This is a genomic window from Prauserella flavalba (assembly GCF_003202235.1).
GTDB lineage: Bacteria > Actinomycetota > Actinomycetes > Mycobacteriales > Pseudonocardiaceae > Prauserella_A > Prauserella_A flavalba.
This window is the reverse complement of record NZ_MASU01000001.1, coordinates 380,019-401,471: the sequence shown is the minus strand read 5'-3', so window position 1 is coordinate 401,471 and position 21,453 is coordinate 380,019. Positions and strand designations below refer to the sequence as shown.

General features: G+C 70.1%; 19 protein-coding genes. 8 read left to right on the top strand and 11 right to left on the bottom strand.

Annotated elements, in window-relative coordinates; translation table 11 throughout:
* Window positions 1-2 precede the first annotated feature (2 nt).
* The 5 genes from yidC to BA062_RS02020 all read left to right on the top strand — a co-directional run bounded on the left by yidC (window position 3) and on the right by BA062_RS02020 (window position 4,574).
* Window positions 3-1,094, top strand: coding sequence for a membrane protein insertase YidC (gene yidC / locus BA062_RS02040; RefSeq protein WP_110334270.1), 1,092 nt, complete (start codon window positions 3-5; stop codon window positions 1,092-1,094).
* Between the two features lie 29 nt (window positions 1,095-1,123).
* The gene (locus BA062_RS02035) at window positions 1,124-1,681 is read left to right on the top strand and encodes a Jag family protein (RefSeq protein ID WP_110334269.1); all 558 of its coding nucleotides are present in this window, start codon (window positions 1,124-1,126) and stop codon (window positions 1,679-1,681) included.
* Window positions 1,682-1,862: 181 nt separating this feature from the next.
* Window positions 1,863-2,573, top strand: coding sequence for a 16S rRNA (guanine(527)-N(7))-methyltransferase RsmG (gene rsmG, locus BA062_RS02030; RefSeq protein ID WP_110334268.1), 711 nt, complete (start codon window positions 1,863-1,865; stop codon window positions 2,571-2,573).
* A 100-nt stretch (window positions 2,574-2,673) separates the two neighbouring features.
* A complete protein-coding gene (locus BA062_RS02025; RefSeq protein ID WP_110334267.1) occupies window positions 2,674-3,573 on the top strand; it encodes a ParA family protein in 900 nt (299 codons plus the stop codon).
* Window positions 3,570-4,574: a ParB/RepB/Spo0J family partition protein gene (locus tag BA062_RS02020; protein ID WP_110334266.1), complete on the top strand. Its 1,005-nt coding sequence runs from the start codon at window positions 3,570-3,572 to the stop codon at window positions 4,572-4,574. The genes BA062_RS02025 and BA062_RS02020 overlap by 4 nt, the downstream gene beginning before the upstream one ends.
* A gap of 34 nt (window positions 4,575-4,608) precedes the next feature.
* Here BA062_RS02020 and BA062_RS02015 read toward each other — a convergent pair whose 3' ends face one another.
* Window positions 4,609-5,559: a D-alanine--D-alanine ligase family protein gene (locus BA062_RS02015; RefSeq protein ID WP_110334265.1), complete on the bottom strand. Its 951-nt coding sequence runs from the start codon at window positions 5,557-5,559 to the stop codon at window positions 4,609-4,611.
* A gap of 38 nt (window positions 5,560-5,597) precedes the next feature.
* A complete protein-coding gene (locus BA062_RS02010) occupies window positions 5,598-6,929 on the bottom strand; it encodes an aminotransferase-like domain-containing protein (protein WP_110334264.1) in 1,332 nt (443 codons plus the stop codon).
* 173 nt (window positions 6,930-7,102) lie between these two features.
* Between BA062_RS02010 and BA062_RS02005 the strand changes: the two genes are divergently transcribed.
* A complete protein-coding gene (locus BA062_RS02005) occupies window positions 7,103-7,741 on the top strand; it encodes a GNAT family N-acetyltransferase (RefSeq protein WP_110334263.1) in 639 nt (212 codons plus the stop codon).
* 141 nt (window positions 7,742-7,882) lie between these two features.
* Here BA062_RS02005 and BA062_RS02000 read toward each other — a convergent pair whose 3' ends face one another.
* The 9 genes from BA062_RS02000 to BA062_RS01960 all read right to left on the bottom strand — a co-directional run bounded on the left by BA062_RS02000 (window position 7,883) and on the right by BA062_RS01960 (window position 18,581).
* A complete protein-coding gene (locus tag BA062_RS02000) occupies window positions 7,883-9,037 on the bottom strand; it encodes an N-acetylmuramoyl-L-alanine amidase (RefSeq protein ID WP_110334262.1) in 1,155 nt (384 codons plus the stop codon).
* 216 nt (window positions 9,038-9,253) lie between these two features.
* Window positions 9,254-9,577, bottom strand: coding sequence for a thioredoxin (gene trxA, locus BA062_RS01995; RefSeq protein WP_110334261.1), 324 nt, complete (start codon window positions 9,575-9,577; stop codon window positions 9,254-9,256).
* Window positions 9,578-9,606: 29 nt separating this feature from the next.
* The gene (gene trxB / locus BA062_RS01990) at window positions 9,607-10,602 is read right to left on the bottom strand and encodes a thioredoxin-disulfide reductase (protein WP_110334260.1); all 996 of its coding nucleotides are present in this window, start codon (window positions 10,600-10,602) and stop codon (window positions 9,607-9,609) included.
* 140 nt (window positions 10,603-10,742) lie between these two features.
* On the bottom strand, window positions 10,743-11,474 hold the full coding sequence (locus BA062_RS01985) for a hypothetical protein (RefSeq protein WP_110334259.1): 732 nt from the start codon (window positions 11,472-11,474) through the stop codon (window positions 10,743-10,745).
* Complete coding sequence (gene sigM / locus BA062_RS01980; protein ID WP_110334258.1) at window positions 11,471-12,073, bottom strand: RNA polymerase sigma factor SigM; 603 nt, start codon at window positions 12,071-12,073, stop codon at window positions 11,471-11,473. Before sigM ends, BA062_RS01985 begins: the two co-directional genes overlap by 4 nt.
* A 31-nt stretch (window positions 12,074-12,104) precedes the next feature.
* Window positions 12,105-13,649, bottom strand: a complete 1,545-nt coding sequence (locus BA062_RS01975; RefSeq protein ID WP_110334257.1) for a protein kinase family protein — start codon at window positions 13,647-13,649, stop codon at window positions 12,105-12,107.
* 73 nt (window positions 13,650-13,722) lie between these two features.
* Window positions 13,723-15,576 (bottom strand): murein biosynthesis integral membrane protein MurJ, encoded by a 1,854-nt coding sequence (gene murJ, locus BA062_RS01970; RefSeq protein WP_110334256.1) that lies wholly within the window; start codon window positions 15,574-15,576, stop codon window positions 13,723-13,725.
* 407 nt (window positions 15,577-15,983) lie between these two features.
* Window positions 15,984-18,059 carry a DUF6049 family protein gene (locus BA062_RS01965; RefSeq protein ID WP_110334255.1) on the bottom strand — a complete coding sequence of 692 codons (2,076 nt, stop codon included), beginning with the start codon at window positions 18,057-18,059 and terminating at the stop codon, window positions 15,984-15,986.
* Between the two features lie 18 nt (window positions 18,060-18,077).
* Window positions 18,078-18,581, bottom strand: coding sequence for an NUDIX hydrolase (locus tag BA062_RS01960; RefSeq protein ID WP_110334254.1), 504 nt, complete (start codon window positions 18,579-18,581; stop codon window positions 18,078-18,080).
* 143 nt (window positions 18,582-18,724) lie between these two features.
* Between BA062_RS01960 and BA062_RS01955 the strand changes: the two genes are divergently transcribed.
* A complete protein-coding gene (locus BA062_RS01955) occupies window positions 18,725-20,128 on the top strand; it encodes a CCA tRNA nucleotidyltransferase (protein WP_110334358.1) in 1,404 nt (467 codons plus the stop codon).
* Complete coding sequence (locus tag BA062_RS01950) at window positions 20,125-21,408, top strand: sensor histidine kinase (protein WP_110334253.1); 1,284 nt, start codon at window positions 20,125-20,127, stop codon at window positions 21,406-21,408. The genes BA062_RS01955 and BA062_RS01950 overlap by 4 nt, the downstream gene beginning before the upstream one ends.
* Window positions 21,409-21,453: the final 45 nt, after the last annotated feature.

Genomic DNA, 21,453 nt, shown 5'->3' with positions numbered 1-21,453 from the left:
CAGTGCTCGACTTTATCTACTACCCTGTGTCGTTCATCTTGTGGTGTTGGCACAAGGTGTTCGGCTTCGTCTTCGGCGACGACAACGCGATCGCCTGGGTTCTCGGCATCGTGTTCCTGACGTTCACGGTCCGCGGCATCATGTTCAAGCCGTTCGTGAACCAGGTCCGGTCGATGAAGAAGATGCAGGACTTCGCGCCGGAGCTCAAGAAGATCCAGAAGAAGTACGCGAACGACCGCCAGCGGCAAGCGATGGAGATGCAGAAGCTCCAGCGCGAGCACGGCGTCAACCCGCTCGGCAGCTGCCTGCCGATGCTGCTCCAGATCCCGGTCTTCATCGGTCTGAACCATGTGCTCCGCATGTTCGCCCCGGGCAAGGAGAGCAACTACTTCTTCGACGCCGAGGGCGTGCGCTCCTACGTCGACGCGAAGCTCTTCGGGGTCAACCTCGGTGACGCCATCAACCACGTCAGCGCCCTCGGCGGCGGTGCGGCCGCGGCGGAGCCCGGCTGGCACTGGGACGTGGCCCCCGTCGCCATCCCGCTGATGATCGTCGCGAGCGTCGCGACCCACTTCACGGCCCGCCACTCGGTTGCCCGGCAGAACCCGGCGTCGGCCACCGCGCAGACCGCGATGATGAACCGCCTGACGCTGTGGATCTTCCCGGCCGGTGTGCTTGTCTTCGGTGCCTTCTTCCCGATCGGTCTGCTCATCTACTGGCTCGCCAACAACTGCTGGACCCTCATGCAGCAGCGCCTCGTCTACACGAAGATCGACAAGGAAGAAGCGGCGAAGAAGGCCGAGGCCAAGGAGAAGCGCACGAACCTCGGCCCGAAGCCGGGCCAGAAGCCTCAGGTCGGCCAGAAGCCGAAGCCTGCCCAGCAGCAGAAGAAGGCAGCCGACTCGCAGAGCGAGGGCGAGACCGGCTCGGCGAAGGCCGCCGGAACCTCCAAGAACGGTACCCCCAAGAACGGCAAGTCCCAGAAGAGCGGCAACTCCAGCAACGTCAAGGGCGGCGCCTGGGCGAAGAACGGCGGCAACCAACAGCGGCCCGCCACCCAGGGCAAGAAGACCCAAGGCCGCAAGCGGCGCTGACGCCTCAGGGACGCGAGAGGAGAGAAGACATGTCGGAGACAGCCGAGGTGGTCGGCACCGAACAGGACGAGGCAGTACCGGCGACGGCCGAGGACGAGACCGAGGAGACGGACGCGGGTAGCGACGACGACCTTCTGGTTCAGGAGGGCGACATCGCCGGCGATTACCTGGAGCGCCTGCTCGACATCCTCGACTACGACGGCGACATCGACCTGGACGTGGAAGCCGGGCGCGCGATCGTCAGCATCGACGGCGGCGAGGATCTGGACAAGCTCGTCGGCCCCAGGGGCAACGTGCTGGAGTCGCTGCAGGAGCTGACCCGGCTCGCGGTGCAGCAGGAGACTGGCACTCGCAGCAGGCTGATGCTCGACATCGCCGGCTGGCGCGCGGGTCGCCGGGAGGAGCTTCGCGAGCTCGGTCGGTCGACGGCCGAGTCGGTCGCGCAGTCCGGAGAGAAGGTTCGGCTGCAGCCGATGAGCCCCTTCGAGCGAAAGGTCGTCCACGACGCGGTCGCGACCGTCGAGGGCGTCACGAGCGAGAGCGAGGGCGAGGAGCCGAAGCGGCGCGTGGTCGTGCTCCCCGCGTAGTCGCACACTGAGCGAAGCGGCCCGCCGGTCAACCGGCGGGCCGCTTTTTTGTGTCCGCGTTTCACGTGAAACCGGCGACCGGTCAGTGGAGTTCTCCACATCTTCGGACTGTCGCGTCGAATCCAGAAGCGCATCAGGGACAATCGGAGGCGGCCGGTTTCACGTGAAACGGCGATCCCCGATGAGGAGTGAGTCTGTGGGTCTGGGCGGATTCGAGTCCACCACCCCGGCAGCGGCCGCTGCCGTGTTCGGCGATCAGGTCAGGCAGGCGGAGCGGTTCGTGGAGCTCCTTGCCGAGCATGGCGTCGAGCGTGGGCTGATCGGACCGCGCGAGGTTGATCGACTGTGGGAGCGGCACGTTCTCAACTCCGCGGTCATCGGCGAGCACATCCCCCACGGCGCTCGCGTCGTCGATGTCGGATCGGGCGCCGGGCTCCCCGGCGTACCGCTCGCGATCGCGCGACCGGACCTCGATATCGTTCTGCTGGAGCCGATGGCACGCCGCGTCGAGTGGCTGTCTGAGGTGGCGGGGACGCTGGGGCTCCCCCTCGCCGTCGTGCGTGGACGCGCGGAAGAAAAGGCGATCCGGCAGCAGCTTGACCTCGCCGACGTCGTGACCGCACGTGCGGTGGCGCCCCTGGCCCGGCTCGCGACGTGGTGCCTCCCCCTGGTGCGCTCATCGGGAACGCTCGTTGCGCTGAAAGGTGCGAGTGCCGCGGAGGAGATCGAGCGTGATCGGGCGGCGGTCAAGAAGGCCGGTGGCGGGGAGCCGAGGCTGGCGGAGTGTGGTGCCGGCGTGCTGGAGACGCCGAGCACGGTGGTGGTGATCGAACGCGTGGAGCAGCGGAAGCCGGAACGATCGCGGCGGCGCTCCGGAGCGCGGTCGAGATGAAAGGATTGGCCGAGCGAATGACGATCAGTACGGAGCGGCGAATGTTCCACGTGAAACGGTGCACCGGCGAGCACGTGACCGTTGGAAGGGGTGGCGCCCGGTGAACCCGCCTCGCGAGACGAGTACCGGCGGTTGGACGCCCATCGCGGAGGAGGCCGAGCGCGCCGCAAAGGTGCTGCATCCGGACGCGAACTCCATGCCCCGGCCCACACGACGCCGTGTACTCACCGTCGCGAACCAGAAGGGTGGCGTCGGCAAGACCACCAGCACGGTGAATCTCGCCGCCGGGCTCGCTCTGCACGGCGTGAAGACGCTCGTCATCGATCTGGACCCGCAGGGGAACGCCAGCACCGCGCTCGACGTCGACCACCGGTCGGGCACGCCGTCCGTCTACGAGATGCTCATCGGCGAGGTGTCACTGGCCGATGCGACGCAGGTCAGCGAGCAGTCCCCCAACCTGTTCTGTGTGCCCGCGACCATCGATCTGGCCGGTGCCGAGATCGAGCTGGTGTCGATGGCGTCGAGAGAGTCGCGACTCAAGGAAGCCCTCACGAGCGAAGCGCTGGACCAGCTCGGCATCGACTACGTCTTCATCGACTGCCCGCCCTCGCTCGGGCTGCTCACGGTGAACGCATTGAGCGCCGCGCACGAGGTGCTGATTCCGATCCAGTGTGAGTACTACGCGCTCGAGGGGCTCGGCCAGCTCCTCAGCAACATCGAACTCGTCCAGCAGCACCTGAACCCCGCGCTGAAGGTGTCGACCATCCTGCTGACGATGTACGACGGCCGCACCAAGCTGGCGGACCAGGTGACCCAGGAGGTCCGTAACCACTTCGGTGACGTCGTGCTCAAGACGATCATCCCGCGCAGCGTGAAGGTCTCGGAGGCGCCCGGGTACGGGCAGACGGTGCTGGCCTACGACCCGGGCTCACGGGGTGCGATGAGCTATTTGGACGCCGCACGGGAAGTCGCCGAGCGTGGAGTGAGGGAGCAGAGATGAGCGAGCGCAGGGGTGGGCTCGGCCGCGGACTGGCGGCCCTGATTCCGACCGGGCCGGTCAGCGCGGAGGGAACAGCCACCGCCGAGATGCCCGCCGAGCCGGTCGCCGCGGACGGCGACAAGGGCTGGTTCGCGGCGAACGGCTCGGTCAAGGCGGTCGGTGGTGAGGTCGCCGGCGCCGTCTACCGCGAGGTGCCGGTCGAGGCGATCAAGGCGAACCCGAAGCAGCCCCGCCAGGTCTTCGACGAGGAGGCGCTCGCGGAGCTGGAGCACTCGATCCGCGAGTTCGGGCTCATGCAGCCGATCGTCGTGCGTCAGCTGCCTGGCGACGAGTACGAGCTCGTCATGGGTGAGCGCCGCCTGCGCGCGTCCCAGCAGGCTGGGCTGGAGGTCATCCCGGCGATCGTGCGGCAGACCGCCGACGAGGCGATGCTGCGCGACGCCCTGCTGGAGAACATCCACCGCGTCCAGCTCAATCCGCTGGAAGAGGCGGCGGCGTACCAGCAGCTGCTCGACGAGTTCGAGGTGACGCACGAGGAGCTCGCGTCGCGCATCGGCCGAAGCCGTCCGGTCATCACGAACACGATCCGGCTGCTGCGGCTCCCCCTCCCCGTCCAGCGTCGCGTCGCGGCGGGCGTGCTCTCGGCGGGGCATGCTCGCGCGCTGCTGTCGCTGGAGGACCCCGAAGGTCAGGAGGAGCTGGCGGCGCGCATCGTCGCCGAGGGGCTGTCGGTCCGGGCGACCGAGGAAGCCGTGACCCTCGCCAAGGGGCAGGCCAAGAAGAAGGAGAAGGCTCCCTCGCGGAAGCCGATGCAGGCTCCCGGTCTGCAGGATCTGGCCGAGCGCCTTTCCGACACCTTCGACACGCGTGTGAAGGTCGACCTCGGCCGCCGGAAGGGACGCATCGTGGTCGAGTTCGGGTCGGTGGACGATCTCGAACGGATCGTGGCCCTCATGGACCCAAATCGGTCAAATCGGGCACTTGAAATCGATAACCCATGACACCGGGCTATTTCGTCACGGTGATGATTTCTCGTCAGCTCCCGCGCTGAACGGCGCGGGCCACGAGATCAGCGAAGACCGCCCCGAGGGACGTGCCGGCCGCCTCCATCGCCATCGGAACGGTGGAGGTCTCGGTCAGCCCCGGTGACAGGTTCACCTCGAGGAAGTGAACAGTGCCATCGGCGGCGACCACGGCGTCGGTCCGGGAGATGTCCCGCAGTCCGAGCAACCGGTGCGCGCCGACCGCGAGCTCCCCGACCGCCTTCTCGGTCTCCGGAGTCAACCGGGCGGGAGAGAAGAAGTCGGTGAGCCCGGCGGTGTAGCGAGCGGTGTAGTCGTACACCCCGCTTTCGGGAACGATCTCGACGGCGGGCAGGGCCTGCGGTCCGCCGTCCCGTTCGACGACCGTGACCGCGACCTCCACGCCGTCGATGAACCGCTCCGCGAGCACCGTGTCGCCGTAGGCGAAGCAGCCCACCATCGCCGCGGGGAGCTCCGCCGCGTCACGCACCACCTGCGTCCCGAGTGCCGAGCCGCCCTGATCCGGCTTGAGAATCATTGGCAAACCAAGTCGCTCGACCATCGCGTCCAGCACCGCCTGCGCGCCCAGCTCGCGGAAGGTGCTGTGCGGCAGGACGAACCACTCGGGCGTGGCGAAGTCGGACTGCGCGACGAGTGCCTTCGCGATCGGCTTGTCGAACGCACGGCGGCACGCCCACGAGCTGGTGCCCACGAACGGCACGCCGAGCATCTCCAGCACCGTCTGGATGGAGCCGTTCTCGCCCTCTCCCCCGTGCAGGGCCACCACCGCGGCGTCGGGCCGCTCGTCCCGGAGCCGAGCCACCAGGCTCGCATCGGTGTCCCACTCGTCGACCGACAGACCCTGCTCACGGAGAGCGACCGACAGTCGGCGACCGGAGCGCAACGACACGTCCCGCTCGTGTGAAAGACCGCCCGCGAGCACGGCGACAGTAGGCTCGGCCACCCAGGAACTCCTCAACTGATCAGGTGAAAAACTGGTGCTCAGACCGTGTCCGGTCCGGGGAACTGCGGCCCCGACACTGCCCGCGTGGTGACGCTACCGAACGTGCGCGCCAGCTCCATCTCGGACTCGAGCACGCCGGCGAGCCTGCGCACGCCCTCGCGGATCCGCTCCGGCGTCGGGTAGCAGTACGACAGGCGCATCTGCCTGCTTCCGAAGCCGTCGGCGTAGAAGCCCGTGCCCGACGCGTACGCCACGCGCGCCGTGACCGCGCGCGGCAGCATCGCCTTGGTGTCGACGCCCTCGGGCACCGTCACCCACACGTAGAAGCCGCCGTCGGGCTGCGTCCACGTGCACCCGGGCGGCATGTGCTGCTCCAGCGCCGACAGCATCGCGTCGCGGCGCTCCCGGTAGTTCTCCTGGAAGGTCTTGATCTGGCCCTTCCAGTCGTGTGTCGCGAGGTAACGCGACACCACCAGCTGGTTCAGCGTGGGCGGGCACAGCGTCGCCGACTCCGCGGCCAGCACGAGCTTCTCGCGCACGGCGTGCGGCGCGAGCACCCAGCCGACGCGCAGGCCCGAGGCGAACGTCTTCGAGAAGGAGCCCAGGTACACGACGTTGTCGGGGTCCATCGACCGCAGCGCCGGATAGGTCTGCCCGTCGAAGCCGAGCAGGCCGTACGGGTTGTCCTCCACAACCAGGACGTCGTGCTCGGCGCAGATCTCCAGGATCTCCGCCCTGCGCTCGACGGCCAGCGTCACGCCGGCCGGGTTGTGGAAGTTCGGGATCGTGTAGAGGAACTTGACGCGCTTGCCCTCCCGCTCGGCGGTGGCGAGCGCGGCGCGCAGCGTGTCCGGCACCAGGCCGTTGTCGTCCATCTCGACGTGCACGACCTGGGCCTGGTAGGCGGCGAACGAGCCGAGCGCGCCGACGTAGGACGGTCCCTCGGCGAGCACGACGTCGCCGGGGTCGCAGAAGAGGCGGGTCACCATGTCCAGGCCCATCTGCGAGCCGACCGTGACGACGATGTCGTCGGGGTGGCCGGTGATGCCCTCCATCGCCATGATCTCGCAGATCTGCTCACGCAGCGTGGGCACGCCGTGGGCGGAGCCGTACTGCAGGGCGACCAGGCCCTCCTCGGCGATGAGCTCCGCCATCTGCCCGGACAGCGAATCCAGCGGCAGGGCCGCGAGGTTCGGCATGCCGCCGGCCAGTGAGACGACCTCGGGCCTGCTGGCCACCGCGAACAACGCTCGGATCTCCGACGCCGTCATGCCCGCGGTGCGCGCGGCGTAACGGTCGAGGTGCGGATCGAGGTTGTGGCGGCCCGGCTCGGACCCCGGTCTGTGCTCCGGTGGCTGGGAGGCAGTCATGGCATACTTCCGTCTGCTTCGAAAAGCGCTCGGCAGTTGGGGCGATCTACCTGCAGGTAGATCTCAACGAGTGTAACGTCACGGGGTTCGGGCCCTCCCGGGTTTCTGCCCTGTGTCACATCGGCATATGCTTTGCACTGCTTTCGACAGACGCACATCCCCGGGGAGGCTTGGTGTCGCGACGCGTCGTGGGCGTCACGCTCGACAACCTCGAGCAGTTGCCGTTGCACTGCCGCCGGTGCGTCTACTGGGAGCTGGCCCCGCACCTCAAGCAGCAGGCAGAGGAGTTCGGGGAGACCGAGGTCGAGAAGGAAGCCTGGGTCTCGGGCGTGCTGCTCGAATGGGGTTCGTGCGGCCGGATCATCCACAGCGGCGACCTCCCCGTCGGTTTCGTGCTCTACGCGCCGCCGAGCGCGGTGCCGAGGGCCAACGCGTTCCCCACCTCTCCGCCGAGCCCGGACGCCGTGCTGCTCACGGCGTTCCATGTGGCCCCTGAGTTCCGCGGTGGCGGCCTCGGACGGGTCCTCGTGCAGTCGGTGGCCAAGGACCTCACTCGACGCGGTGTGCGGGCGATTGAGGCGTTCGGTGACGCCGACCCCGAAGCGGGCACCGAGGAGCACGCGTGTGTGGTCCCGGCCGCGTTCCTGCAGAGCGTCGGGTTCAAGACCGTGCGTCCGCACCCCCGGTGGCCGAGGCTGCGCCTGGAGCTGCGCTCGGCGATCTCGTGGAAGGAAGACGTCGAGGCCGCGCTGGAGAAGCTGCTCGGCCAGGTCACCATCACCACGGCCACGCCGAGCACCACCCGCGCCTAGTTGTCCACAGTTCTGTGCACAACTAGGCCACTTATCCACACCCACGTTCGCCTGGCACCCCGGATGCAGTGAAGGCCACCGTCACTGCGTTCAACGCAGGCATGGTGGCCTTCACTGCATCCGGGACTGAAAGGCTACGCGCTACTCCGCTTTCGCCAGCTCGTGGGCGAGGACGTCGGCGAAGGTGAACGTGCCGGTCGGCTGGTCGTTCTCGCCGAGCAGGTAGAGCCGCTTCACGGCGATCAGGATCCCCTCGGCCACCACGTCGCGGAACGCCGGGTCGGAGAGCCTGCGCCGGTCGTCGTGGTTGGTCAGGTAGCCGATCTCGACCCGGACCGCGGGGCAGCGGGTGCGGGTGAAGATGTCCCACGTCTTGGGGTGCGTGCGGCAGTCGCGCAGGCCCGTGCGCGCGGCCAGCTCACGTTGGATGTAGCCGGCCAGCAGCTCACCCACCGTGGACGTGGTGCCGTTGCCGGTGCCGAAGTGGAAGCTCGCGACGCCCTGCGCATACGGGGAACGGTTGCCGTCGCAGTGCAGGGAGAGGAAAAGGTCGGCGCCTGCGTCGTTGGCGAACTGCGCGCGCTCCAGTTCGGTCGGACTGTGCGCGGGGCCACGGGAGATCAGCGCCTCCATGCCCGTGGCCTTCATGCGGCCCTCGAGCCGCCGCGCCAGATCCCAGGCGATGTCGGACTCGCGGATGTCGTTGACGACCACACCGTGGTCCGCTCCACCGTGGCCGGGATCGATGACGATGCGCTTGCCGCGCAACCTCGGGCCCGCCCTGCGCACCTGCTCCTGCTCGCGCAGGAACACCGGCCGGCCACCACGCGCGCGCGGCGACAGCTGCCGCAACGCCCGCACGGTCGCCGGACCGCAGATGCCGTCGACGGTGAGCCCGTAGTCGCGCTGGAAGTTCCGCAGCGCCCGCTCGGTCTGCGGGCCGAAACCGCCGTCGGGGCGGCCCGCGTCGTAGCCGAGCTCGGTGAGCCGCTCCTGCAGCGCGAACACGTCGTCGCCGTGCACCGGCGACGAGACGAGGTAGGCGAGCGGCCTGCTGCCGAGGTGATAGCTGGAGCCCCGCAGCGCCCGGTACGTCGCCGGACCGACGATGCCGTCGGTGATCAGGCCCCTGCGCTGCTGGAACGCGCGCACGGCGTGCTCGACGACGGTGTCGAAGGCCGCGTGGGTGGGCGAACCGTCCGACCCGTCACCGGGAGGGAGCAGGTCCAGGCTGCTGAGCATGGACCTGATCTCGGCGACCTCCGGTCCGGTGTCGCCGCGGCGGAGTACCCGCATGCACTCCTCGCTCTTCCTTGGGCACCAAGTGCGCTCGATGCTGTGCGATGTGGAACAGGGCCCGGCGGCCCTGAGGCCCCTATTGTGCCTTGTGAACTCTCAGTGAGCGCGCAGGGCCGGTGCGTGCGTCCCGGCGTGGCGCCCCCGGGTCACACGGGAAACCCGGGGGCGCGAGTCGACGCGCCACCCGGGTCCCGCGAGTTGCGACGAGAGACGTCAGAGCACGTCAGCCAGGTCGGACAGCAGGGCCGCCTTCGGCTTGGCCCCCACGATCTGCTTCACGGGCTTGCCGCCCTGGAAGAGGATCAGCGTCGGGATGGACATGACCTGGTAGTCACGAGCCGTGTTCGGGTTCTCGTCGATGTCGAGCTTGCCGATCGTGAGCTTGTCCTTGTGCTCGGAGGCGATCTCCTCGAGCACCGGCGCGACCATCTTGCACGGGCCGCACCAGGTCGCCCAGAAGTCGACGAGCACGGGCTTGTCGCTGGCGAGCACGTCGTCGGCGAAGCTGGAGTCGGTCACCTTGACGGTGTCGGTCATCTTCTCTCCCTGTCCTGTTTCGGTTGACGTCAGTTGGCCCGGGTCGCGTAGCCGCCACCCACGAGTTCGGCTGCCTCGTGTGCCTCGCTGACCCCGGTGTGCTCGGCCAGCCAGCGCTCGGCGTCGATCGCGGCGGTGCAGCCACTGCCCGCCGCGGTGATCGCCTGGCGGTAGGTGTGGTCCACCAGGTCGCCCGCCGCGAACACGCCGTCGATGTTGGTGTAGGAGCTGCGGCCCTTGGTGACCACGTAGCCCTCGTCGTCGAGGTCGACCTGTCCGCGCACGAGCTCGCTGCGCGGGTCGTGCCCGATGGCGACGAAGAACCCGGTCACGTCGAGCGTGGACTCCTCGCCGGTGACGGTGTCCTTGAGCTTCAGCCCGGACACCTTGCCGTCGCCGACCACCTCGGTGACCTGCGAGTTCAGCTTCCAGCGGATCTTCTCGTTCGCCTTGGCGCGCTCGAGCATGATCTTGGAGGCGCGGAACTCCTCGCGCCGGTGGACGATGGTGACGCTGCTCGCGAACTTGGTGAGGAAGGTGGCCTCCTCCATCGCCGAGTCGCCGCCGCCGACCACCGCGATGTCGTGCTCGCGGAAGAAGAACCCGTCACACGTCGCGCACGACGACACACCGCGGCCGAGCAGCTCCTGCTCGCCCGGAACGCCCAGGTAGCGTGCGGCGGCGCCCATCGCGAGGATCACGGCGCGGGCCGCGTAGCGCTTGCCGTTCGCGGTCACGTACTTGACGTCGCCGATGAGCTCAAGCTCCTCGACGTCCTCGGACCGCAGGTCGGCACCGAACGCCTTCGCCTGCTCGCGCATCTCCTCCATGAGCTCCGGACCCTGGATGCCCGACCGGAAGCCCGGATAGTTCTCGACCTCCGTCGTGGTCATGAGCGCACCGCCGAACTGGGAACCCTCGAACACCAGGGGTTCCAGCTGAGCGCGCGCCGCATAGACGGCAGCGGTGTACCCAGCGGGACCCGACCCCACGATGATCAGGTTCCGAACGTCCTCTCCAGCCACCCGTGACCTCCGCTTCGACGACAACCTGCGTACCAGGCTCAACACGATCGTAGGTGTGGGTGTTCCCGACGTGACGTGGACCGCTGCCAAACGGGCCGCCCCTCCCGTCACGTGGAATGGGCGGCCCGTTCTCGCTGGTCCTACCGGCCGATGAGCTGGTCCTTCAGCAGGCCCGGGTTGTCCGGACCGCAGTCGGGCGCGAGCGCCACGAACCGAAACTGGGCGAGCTCGCCCGTGGTGTAGAGCACGAACACGGCCTCCTGACCGTCGATCGTGCCCGGGGTGATTCCCACCGGCTGCTTGACGGGGTCGATCCCGTTGGCCTCGAGGCAGGCGTCGAGGCGCTGCTCGTTCTCCAGCGGGCCGAAGTCGCGCACGCCCTCGACCTTGCCGATGGCGGCGTTGATCTGGCCGCTGTCGACCGCGACTCCCTTCGGGGCGCTGTCGGCCATTCCGGGCGTCTCCTCGGAGGCGTTGGGGGTGACGATCACGACCGCGGCGACGACGGCGGCCGCCGCGGCGAGGAACCCGGCTCCCCAGCCGGCGCGACGGTTCCGGCGCTTGCGGGCGGCGTCGATGCTCACGACGTTCGAGGCGCCGCGGGCCTGCTGCTCCTGTGCGAGGGCGGCGTCGATCCTGGCGGCGACGTCGGCCGGCATGGGCGGCACCGGCGCCGCGCTGAGGTCCGCGAGCTCGGCGCTGGTCGCGTCGAGTGCCTCGATGATCGCGCGCGCCTCGGGATCGGCGTTGACCCTCGGCCACAGCTCGGCGGCTTCGCTTTCGCTAAGCACGCCGGCATGCAGATCGGCGAGCACGTCGACAGACCACGGGGGGCCGACGGCCCCGCCCATCCCCCTGCTTTCGTCTGTCATCGTCCCTCCCCGTGTTTGCTTTCGTGAGTTGGGACGTCACCCTCCGGCTCGGGGTTCCGCAGATGACCGAGAAGTTTCGCCAGTTTGCCGCGACCTCGCGCACATCTGCTCTTGACCGTTCCCTCCGCGATACCCAGCATCTTCGCGGTCTCGGCCACCGAGTAGCCCTCCACGTCGACCAGCACGATCGGCACCCGCTGCTCCTCGGGGAGTTGCTCGAGCGCGTCCTTGATCACCAGCCGCGTCTCGCGCTCGGCCATCGAGTCGCGCGGCACCGCGGGCTCGTTGTGCCCCTGCTCGGGCAACGGCACGGTGGGCCTCGCCTGGCGTCTGCGGACCCGGTCGAGGCACGCGTTGACGACGATCCGGTGTAGCCAGGTGGTGACCTGCGACTCGGCGCGGAAGTTCGCCGCGGCGCGGAACGCCGAGATGAAGGCCTCCTGAAGGGCGTCCGCGGCCTCCTCGGGATCACGGACCGTGCGCAGCGCGACCGCCCACATTCGATCCCGGTGCCGCCGCACTATCTCGTTGAACGCGTGCGGGTCTCCTGCTGCGTGTGCCGCGATGAGATCGGCATCAGTGGGCGCTGCTGCGGTCACCCGGAAGAGACTACTAAGGCGGGTGGATCAGTCACCCGGCAGGCAGGAACGTCAGTTCGCCCAGCTCCGAGGCGAACTGGGGCTCCTCGCCGGAGAGCGACGTGATCCACACGATGACGTACCGGGCCGACGTCGGATCCTGAAGCTGGATCTCGGTGTCGGTGCCCTCGAGCGTGCCGGAGCCGACCACCCTGGTGTCCTCCAGCGCGGGGTCCGCCTCGTCTGCGATCCGGATCTCGACGTTGGTGCCGGGGCTGTCGGCGGTGATCTTCACCTTCGACAGCTGCAGCGGCGAGTCGAACGTGGCGACGAGGCCGACGCCGGGTTTGAACGTGGGGAACTGCTGGCGGTACTCGTCGGTGCGCCAGATCGTCGCGGGGTCGCCGTCGATCGCCAGCCCCGCGTCCTCGACGCTGTCGCCCTCGCCCTCCGGGTTGTAGACCGCGATGTCGTTGGGCGCGACGGGCTCACCGTTCGCGCCCGGCTGCGGAGCGGGCGGGTTCTGCGGCTGGTTCTGCGGCGGGTTCTGCTGCTGGGTGGGGGTCGGATCGGCGAGGTTGACCGGTGGTCCGCTGGACTCGGGATCGTCCTGGAAGAAGCTGATCGCCATCATGCCCAGCCAGGCGAGGATGCCGACCGCGGCGACCACGAGCACCGTCACGCCCAGCGCGAGCTTGCGCCGCCTCGCCGCGTCCTTGACCGGCTTCTTCGTGGTCCAGACGCCGCCGTCGGGATCGACGTTCGGGTCCTTGGCGATGTACTGCGTGCGTTCGGCGGCCTCCGCGGCCTCGTCGAGCACCCGCAGGATGGCCGCACTGGTGCGGATGCCGCCATGGCCGCCGTCCTCGATCGTGCGCACGGCGAGAGCCGAGAGCTCCTGGGGCACGCGTGGCTCCAGGGAACGGGCCGGTACGACGCGGCCCGTCGGCGAGCGCGGCGCCGCCGGCACGGCGGGCGGACCGCCTGGCAGCGCCCAGCGGCCGGTGAGCAGCAGGTACAGCACGGCGCCGAGCGCCTTCACGTCGTCGCGCAGGGTCGCGTCCGGCAGCGGGCCGGGGAACGAGAGCCGCAGCCTGCCGTCCGGGGTCAGCCGGAGTCGTTGCGGGTGGTCGAGGCCCAGCACGAGGCCCGACTGGTGGGCCAGCTCCACGGACTCGGCGAGCGCCTGCACCATGCGGGCAGCGGTGCCCGGTTCGACGGGCCGCTCCGCCACGAGGTCGATGAGGTCGGTGCCCTTGGTCCACTCGGCGACGACGATGCCGAGCAGGCCCTCACTGGAGGAGATGCCGTTGCCGAGGCTGAGCACGTCGAGCACCCTGGCGACGCCCGGGTGGTTGAACTTGGCGGCGTGGGCCGCCCGTTCGAGTGTGCGCCTGCCCAGCCGGGCGGCCTCCGCGTCGGCGGGATCGCCCACGAGCATGGTCAGCGCGACGTCCCGGCGCAGCTGGCCGTCCCTGGCGCGCCACAGGTGGGCGCCCGCGCGTTCGTCGATGCCGAACTGAGCGAGCAGCCGGTAGCGGCCGTCGCCGACGACGCCGCCGGGCGCCAGCGATCCACCCCGCGTACTCGTGCCCACCGGGCCGGACCCCCTGCTTCCTCGACGACACGTTTCTCACGAGGGTACGTGAACACACGTAGCGAGATGCAGTTTACGCGCGCCGGACCATTCGGGTGATTCTGCGGGTCACCGGGGTGAGCTCGTCAACCTTGAGTGCGATCAGCACCCCGAACGAGACACCGATTCCCACCACGCCCTGGAGGATCAGCTTCACCCACGCGCCGAGCACGGGGCCGAGCGCGTCCGGCACGAGCCAGCCGACGACCACCGCGGCGAGCGCGCCGAGCCCGCTCGCCACCACGGTGAAGAGGATGACGCCGAGCACGCGCTTGCTGCGCAGGTTGCCGAGCTTGACCCACAGCCACACCTGGCCGAGCACGGCACCGACCACGAACACCAGCGAGTTCACCATCATGACGCCGAGCACCACGTTGACCGGGTGCAGCACCGCGGAGGCCAGGTACAGCAGCGGGATCTTCACCGCGGTCATCACGACCATGATCAGCGTGGGCGTGCGCGAGTCCTTCATCGCGTAGAACACGCGCATCTGCAGCATCACCAGCGCGTACGGCAGCAACCCGAACGCCGAGACGGCCAGCGCCTGGCCGAGGCGCTCGGCGTCCTCCACCGAGCCCTTGCCGAGCGCGAACAGCGCGACACCGATCGAGGTGCCCGCCACGGCCATCACGGCCGACACCGGCAGCAGCATCAGGGTGGTGAGCCGCGAGCCGTAGGAGAGGTCGCCGATCAGCCTGCGGAAGTCGTTGTCGGCGGCGGCCCGGCTCATCTTCGGCATCAGCGCCGTGAGCAGGGAAACGCCGATCACGCCGTAGGGCAGCTGGAACAGCAGCCACGCGTTGGAGTAGATCGAGGGACCACCGGCGGCGCCCGCCGTGAGCACGCGGGTGTTGACGACCATGCCGATCTGGCTCACCGCGACGTAGCCGAGGATCCACATCGCGAGCCCGCCGAACTCCTTGAGCCGCTCGTCGAGGCCCCAGCGCCACCTGAAGCGGAAGCCCGAGCGGCGCAACGCGGGCAGCAGGAACAGTGCCTGCGCCACCATCGCGGTCAGCACGCCGACGCCGAGCACGAGCACCTTGGGGTCGCTCATCTCGGTCGGGATGATCGTCGGGTCACCCGGGACCAGCGCGAACGCGGCGATCGTCGCGAAGATGACGAGGTTGTTGATCACCGGGGCCCACTGGGCGGGGCCGAAGATCTGCTTGGCGTTGAGGATCGCCGAGAGCACCGCGAAGAGCCCGTAGAAGAGAAGGCCGGGCAGCAGCAGGTACGCGAACCACGTCGCGAGCTGCGGGTTCGCGTCGCCGGTGTCGTCCATGAGCAGGGACGTCAGCCACGGTGCGATCGCGACCGAGACCACCGTGCCGATGCCGAGGATCGTCAACGCCATCGTCAGCAGCCGCTGCGTGTAGGCCTCGCCGCCGTCCTTGTCGTCCTGCGAGCGCACGAGCAACGGCACGACGACACTGGTCAGCACGCCACCCAGCAGGAGCTCGTTGATGATCAGCGGCAGCGTGTTGGCGACGGTGAAGGAGTCGTAGAGCACGCCGAGGGTGGCGACCCACGCGAGCATGACCTTCCACGCGAAGCCGGTGATCCGGCTGGTGAGCGTGGCGATCGCCATCCGGCCGCTGGCCCTCGCCAGCGACGGGGCCTTGGCCTGCTCCTGCTCCTTCGGCCGCTCCAGCTGGACGGCGGGCAGCCGCTCGCCGATCTCCGTGTGCCGGAGCCCGTCCACGATGCGCGGCATCATCCGAGTCGCGAGCTCGTCGTACGGCCTCAGCACGTCGGGGTCGGCGGCGGGCCAGCGCACCCCGGGAGGCACCCCGCGGTCGCGCGGGATGTACATCGTCGACTCGCCCTCCTGCGGCGGAGGGGCGACGGACCGGGTCCGGTCGGCCTCCTGCCGCCACGGCCGCACCGGCTGGCGGCGCTGCGGCTCCGGCGGGCGGCCCCGGCGCGGCGGACCCTGCGGCGGGGATGGCGGCTGCCGGACCTGCCGCGTCCTCGGGGGAGGTGGCGGCGGCTGGGCGGGCAGTCTGCCCTGCTGCTGACCCTGGCCGGGCGGCCTGGGCACGCGCCCGTTCTCGCGCGGGTCCGGAGGGGGTTGCCTGCGCCGGTCGGGTGGTGGCTGCCGCTGACGCTGGGGATCGGCAGGAGGCGGCCTGCGCCCCGCTCGCGGCGGGGGCGCATCGGGACGTGGAGGCCTCCCGGCGCGCTCAGGCGGCAGGCCCGGCTCTCTGTCCAACACGTCCCAATCCGTCGGCGGTCAAGCTTGGTCGATTCAGGGTAATCCGGAGCCGGGCCGAATCTCAGGTCCTATCGGCCCTACGTACCCTTCCTCGCCTTCACCCGACGGTAGATGCGCCTGCCGGAGAGCAGCACGAGTGCTCCGGCAGCTGTGGCCGTGAGCACGACGGTGACCACGCCGAGCTCGCTCGAGGAGAACTCCAGCCGCGCGGGTGTGCCCAGTTCCGTGCCCCCCGGCGTGGTGAGCGAGACGTCCAGGTTGAAGCGGCCCGAGCGCAGTGCCTCGGCCGGGATGTACTGGGGGATCTTGCTGTTCGCCGAGAGCAGCGAGTCCGGCATGTGGGCGGGCCGCAGACCCGCGTTGTTCTCCAGCTGGATCCGCACGGTGATGGCGACCGGCAGTGAGTTGCTGAGCGTCACCGGCAGCGGGCTCGACCCGGACGCCAGCGACACCGACTGCGACAGCGTCGTCACCGTGACCTGCCTGCGCAACGCCGTGAGCTGGGCGGTCGCCGCCCTGGCCGCGGCGGCGCCGAGGCTCGAACTGCTCTGCCACGCCGTCGACGTGGCCCTGAGCACGGCGTTGTGCAGCGGCTGGATGATCGCGGCCGGCTGCACCTGCCGCGTCGGGTCCACCGACATCGCGCGCTGCAGGTCCGCGGCGACGCCTTCGAGGTCGGACAGCTCGGCGATCACGTCGCCGGGCACGGAGAACGCGCCGTCGAGCGTGCCCGTGTCGCCGGCCGCCGCGCTCTCGGGCGGACCCGCGAGCAGTTCGTCCAGCGAAGCGGGCTCGACCATCCCGAGTGACTGCAGGCTGGCGAAGGAGTCGAGGAACGCGACGAGCTCGCTGACCGGTGCGTCCCAGCGCCGGGGCGGCGCCACCAGCACCGGCCCCTCCGGCTCCTCGCCAAGGCCGGCGTGGAAGGCGAGCGCCGCGATGCCGTTCTGGGTCGCGATGTTCGGCTGGTCGGCGGGCGTCTGCGCGCTCGTGGCCGTGCTGCGGGCGCCGCCGAGGGCACCCGAGGTGAGCGCGTCGAACGGCAGGGAGCGCATGCCGGGGTGCGCGCTCGTCTGCTGCAGCGGGTCGGTGATCAGCGTCGTCACGCCCGCCTCGGCGACCCGGCGCAGCGCGGTCTCGTCGAGCGCGCTGCCGGGCCACACCACGCCCGGCTTGGGCTGTACGCCGAGCTTCTGCAGGATCGACGTGCCGTTCAGCGCGGTGCCCACCAGATCGGCAGGCGTGTTGACCTGGGAGACCGCGGTGAGGTCGGCGTCGGCGTAGGGCAACTGGATGACGCAGTGCGACGCGACGAGGTCCCGCAGCTTCGCCAGCCATTCGGCGGCGGCTTCCCGCCCGGAGCCCGGCAGCTCGCCCGACGGCGTGCGCACCTGGTAGCCCCTCGTCATCAGCTCGACCGTGTCGAGCAGCTCGGGGTCGATCGCGAAGCACAGGGAGCCGAACACGGGGGTGTCGCGCTGCGACGCGGCGGCCGCGACGAGGGCGTCGAGCCTGCCGCCGGGTTTGAGCTCGGCGGCGAGGATGTCGTCGGCCAGCACCAGTGGTCCGCCGTGCGGCGACGCGACCACCTGCGGCTTGCTGGAGGTGATGGGCCAGAGCATCGACACCGAGGCCGGCGGGGCCTCGCTCGGCGGGTCGATCACCGGAAGCAGCGTGCTCACCGCGGCGAGCCGGGCGGCACCCCCGTAGGCCGGCGTGCCGTTGACGTTGACCAGCAGCGGATACACGCCGGGCGACGAGAGCGGCAGCTCGTCGATGGGCACGGTGAGCGTGACGCGGGCGGTGTCCCCCGGCTGGAGTATGTCGGCGATGCCCACCCATTCGGAGGCGCCCGAGTCGGTCGGCGGGGCCTCCGTGAGCGTCTGTTCCAGCTCGTCGTCGCTGGTCTGCGGCGCGCCGAGCTGCAGGCGGGCGACGATCTCGGTGATGGGGCGATCGCCGACGTTGGTGACGCTGCCCGTGACGACGAGCGTGTCGTCCTGCGGGGTGACGATGCGAGGGGACAGCTGTTCGAGGTCGAGCCGGAGCCGGTTCGGCGTGTCGAGCGGCTGCGCGGCCGGGCCCGTCACGCCGAACAGTCCCTGCGCGATGCACAACGCCAGTGCCAGCGCGAATGCGCTGAGCTTGTTCACCTCTTGCTCACGCCCTACTCACTCCGGTGCTTGCTGGAACATCTCGCGTGCCTTGCGCACGAGCTTGCGCTCGTCGGCGTAGGCGAGCCTGCTCTCCAGCTCGGGCAGCGGCACCCACGCCACCTCGGTGACCTCCACGTCCTCGTCGGACAATTCGCCACCGCCTGCTTCGAGGAGGAAATGATGCACCGTCTTGTGGACCCGCCTGCGTTCGGCTACGAACCAGTAGTCGATCGTGCCGAGGGGCCGCAGCACGTGCGCGGTGATGCCGGTCTCCTCCTTCACCTCGCGCACGGCGGTCTCCTCGGTGGTCTCGCCGTCCTCGATGTGCCCTTTCGGTAGCGACCACAGCAGCCTGCCCTGCCGGTCGAGCCTGCCGATGAGCACGGCGTTCTCCCGTTCGGGATCGACCACCAGTCCCCCGGCGGAGGTCTCGTTCACCGTGGTCAGCCGCCTACCACGACGACGCCGGGACCGTCGTCCCGGTTTTGCGCCACCGGAGCGACCGGCCGATCCAGGCATGCTGCGATGCTAGAGCAAACGGTGCCGCCGGTACGCTGGCTTCTCGTGTCCGTGTTGATCCGCTTGTGTTGTAAGGGAACCGTGTCGGGGGTGGGATCGGCGTGAACCACACCACCGCGAAGGGGGATGCGGTGACCGAGCTGATGCGCATCTCCCCGGTCGCCGAGGAGCTCGCCGCCCGCTTCGACAAGGCGGGTCACCGCCTCTATCTCGTCGGCGGCAGCGTGCGCGACGCGCTGCTCGGCAGGCTGTCCCCCGATCTCGACTTCACCACCGACGCCCGGCCCGACCGGATACAGGCGATTCTGTCCGGCTGGGCGGAGGCCGTGTGGGACACGGGCATCGAGTTCGGCACGGTCGGCGCCTCGCGCAGGGGTTCGACGCTGGAGATCACCACGTTCAGGGCCGACGTCTACGACCGGGTGGGGCGCAAGCCGGAGGTCTCGTTCGGCGACACCATCGAGGGCGACCTCGTGCGCCGCGACTTCACGGTCAACGCGATGGCGATCGAGTTGTCGACAAAGACGTTCATCGACCCGCACGGCGGGCTCGAGGCGCTGGCCCGCAAGACGCTCGACACGCCCGCGACGCCGGAGGAGTCCTTCGCCGACGACCCGCTGCGGATGCTGCGGGCCGCCCGGTTCGTGGCCCAGCTCGGGTTCGAGCCCGCGCCGCGGGTGGTCACGGCGATGACCGAGATGTCCGGCGAGATCGCCAGGATCACGCCCGAGCGCGTGCAGGCGGAGCTGGCGAAGCTGATCACCGGTGTCGCGCCGAGGCAGGGCATCGAGCTGATGGTCGACACCGGGCTGGCCGACCACGTGTTGCCCGAGGTGCCCGGCATGCGGCTCGCCATCGACGAACACCACCAGCACAAGGATGTCTACCAGCACTCGCTGACCGTGCTGGAGCAGGCGGTGGACCTTGAGACCCGGCACGAGCCGACGTCGGGGCCGGACCTGGTGCTGCGGCTCGCCGCGCTGCTGCACGACATCGGCAAGCCGGACACCCGCCGCTTCGAGCCGGGCGGCGGCGTGAGCTTCCACCACCACGAGGTGGTCGGCGCGAAGATGGCCCGCAAGCGTTTGCGTGCACTGCGCTTCTCCAAGGAGATCGTCAACGACGTCTCCCAGCTCGTGTTCCTCCACCTGCGGTTTCACGGCTACGGCAGGGGCGAGTGGACCGATTCGGCCGTGCGCCGCTACGTCACCGACGCCGGTGAGCTGCTGCCCCGCCTGCACAAGCTCGTTCGGGCCGACTGCACCACCCGCAACCGCCGCAAGGCAGCCGCGCTCCAGCGGACCTACGACGAGCTGGAGGCGCGGATCGCGCGCATCGCCGAGGAGGAGGACCTCAAGGCGGTGCGGCCGGATCTCGACGGCAACGAGATCATGAAACTGCTCGGGATCCCGCCCGGTCCGCTCGTCGGCAAGGCGTGGCGGCACCTCAAGGAGCTGCGCCTCGACCGGGGCCCGCTCGACCACGACGAGGCGGTCGCCGAGCTGCGCCGGTGGGCCGCCGAGCAGGGGATCGAGCCGACGGGGTGACCGCGGGACGGCGCGGCAGCTTCCTCGGGGCGTTGCTGCGCGGCGGCGCACCCGTGCTGGCCAGCTCCACCACCGGGCTCTCCGACGAACTCGCCGACCCCGCTCCCGTGCGCGGCACGCGCCGCCTGCGGCAGCTCGCCGGGCCGGTCGACACCGGCTACCGCGACGGGCTCCTCCTGCGCGCCGCCCGCTACGTCGCGCTGGTGCCGCTCGCCTACCGGCTGCTGGCGGTGCCGGGCGCGTTCGTGGCCTTCGCGGGCCACGGCGGCGCGGGACTCGCGCCCGTGGCTGTGGTGGCGGCCTGCTCGGTGGCGCTCAACCTCTTCGGCGCCTACTGGCTGCTGCGGGGCGCGCCATTCCGGGAGCGCCCCGCCGGCCTGTTGCTCGCGGTCGACGTGGGCTTCGCGCTGGTGGCGAACCTCGTCGTCGGTGCGACCGTGCCGCCGGAGTCGCTGGAGAGTGCCGCAGGCGTGCCCGGGAAGCACCTCCTCGGCGCCGTCGCGCTGCTGACCCTCGCGCTAGGGGTCGGCTTCGGTGCCGCGCTCGCCGTGGCGGGCATCCCGCTGCGGGCGGCGATGTCGTGGCTCGCGGGTGACGGCTTCGACCTCGGCGCCGGCCTCTCGCAGTTCGGCACCACCCTCGGCGTGCTGCTCACGGCGACGGGCGCGCTCGTGCTGCTCGGGCTCGGCACCCGGCTCGCGCTCGCCTACGGCATCCGCACCGGCAGGCTCGCCGAGCGCGCGGCACAGCAGCGGCGGCTGCACGACACGGTGTTGCAGGCGCTGGAGGCAATGGCGCTGCCGGGCAGCGGCGACGCCGATGACCTGCGGCGAATGGCCCGCGCGGAGGCGATCGAGCTGCGCAGGCACCTGGAGTCGGAGAGTGGCGGCGAGGGCGGCAGGCTCGCCGAGAAGCTGGCCTCGCTCGCGGCGGACATGGCCCGCGACGGCCTGCGTGCCCAGCTCGTGGCCGCCGAGCCGGACGGCGAGACGCTGTCGGAGGTTCGCCAGATCGCCGTGCGCGACGCCGTGCGCGAGGCACTGCGCAACACGCTCAAGCACTCGGGCGCCGACACGGCGTTGGTGCGCGTCGAGGAGCGCGACGGCGGCATCGCGACGATCATCCGCGACCACGGCGCGGGCTTCAGCCCCGAGTCCCGCCCGCCCGGCTTCGGCATCGGCGAGTCGATCGTGGCCCGTCTCGCCGAGGTCGGCGGTACCGCCACGATCGAGTCGTACCCCGGCAACGGCACGCGAGTCACCCTCTGGGTCCCCCGCTGACGTGCCCCCAAGGCCACCTTTGTTGCGTTGAGCGCACCAAAGGTG

What these genes read in the sequence shown, in the direction of transcription:
- BA062_RS02035 (WP_110334269.1), top strand. Translation starts at nt 1,124, where the DNA reads ATGTCGGAGACAGCCGAGGTGGTCGGCACCGAACAGGACGAGGCAGTA.
- rsmG (WP_110334268.1), top strand. Translation starts at nt 1,863, where the DNA reads ATGAGGAGTGAGTCTGTGGGTCTGGGCGGATTCGAGTCCACCACCCCG.
- BA062_RS02020 (WP_110334266.1), top strand. Translation starts at nt 3,570, where the DNA reads ATGAGCGAGCGCAGGGGTGGGCTCGGCCGCGGACTGGCGGCCCTGATT.
- BA062_RS02010 (WP_110334264.1), bottom strand. Translation starts at nt 6,929, where the DNA reads ATGACTGCCTCCCAGCCACCGGAGCACAGACCGGGGTCCGAGCCGGGC.
- BA062_RS02000 (WP_110334262.1), bottom strand. Translation starts at nt 9,037, where the DNA reads ATGCGGGTACTCCGCCGCGGCGACACCGGACCGGAGGTCGCCGAGATC.
- trxA (WP_110334261.1), bottom strand. Translation starts at nt 9,577, where the DNA reads ATGACCGACACCGTCAAGGTGACCGACTCCAGCTTCGCCGACGACGTG.
- BA062_RS01985 (WP_110334259.1), bottom strand. Translation starts at nt 11,474, where the DNA reads ATGACAGACGAAAGCAGGGGGATGGGCGGGGCCGTCGGCCCCCCGTGG.
- BA062_RS01960 (WP_110334254.1), bottom strand. Translation starts at nt 18,581, where the DNA reads ATGCCTGGATCGGCCGGTCGCTCCGGTGGCGCAAAACCGGGACGACGG.
- BA062_RS01955 (WP_110334358.1), top strand. Translation starts at nt 18,725, where the DNA reads ATGCGCATCTCCCCGGTCGCCGAGGAGCTCGCCGCCCGCTTCGACAAG.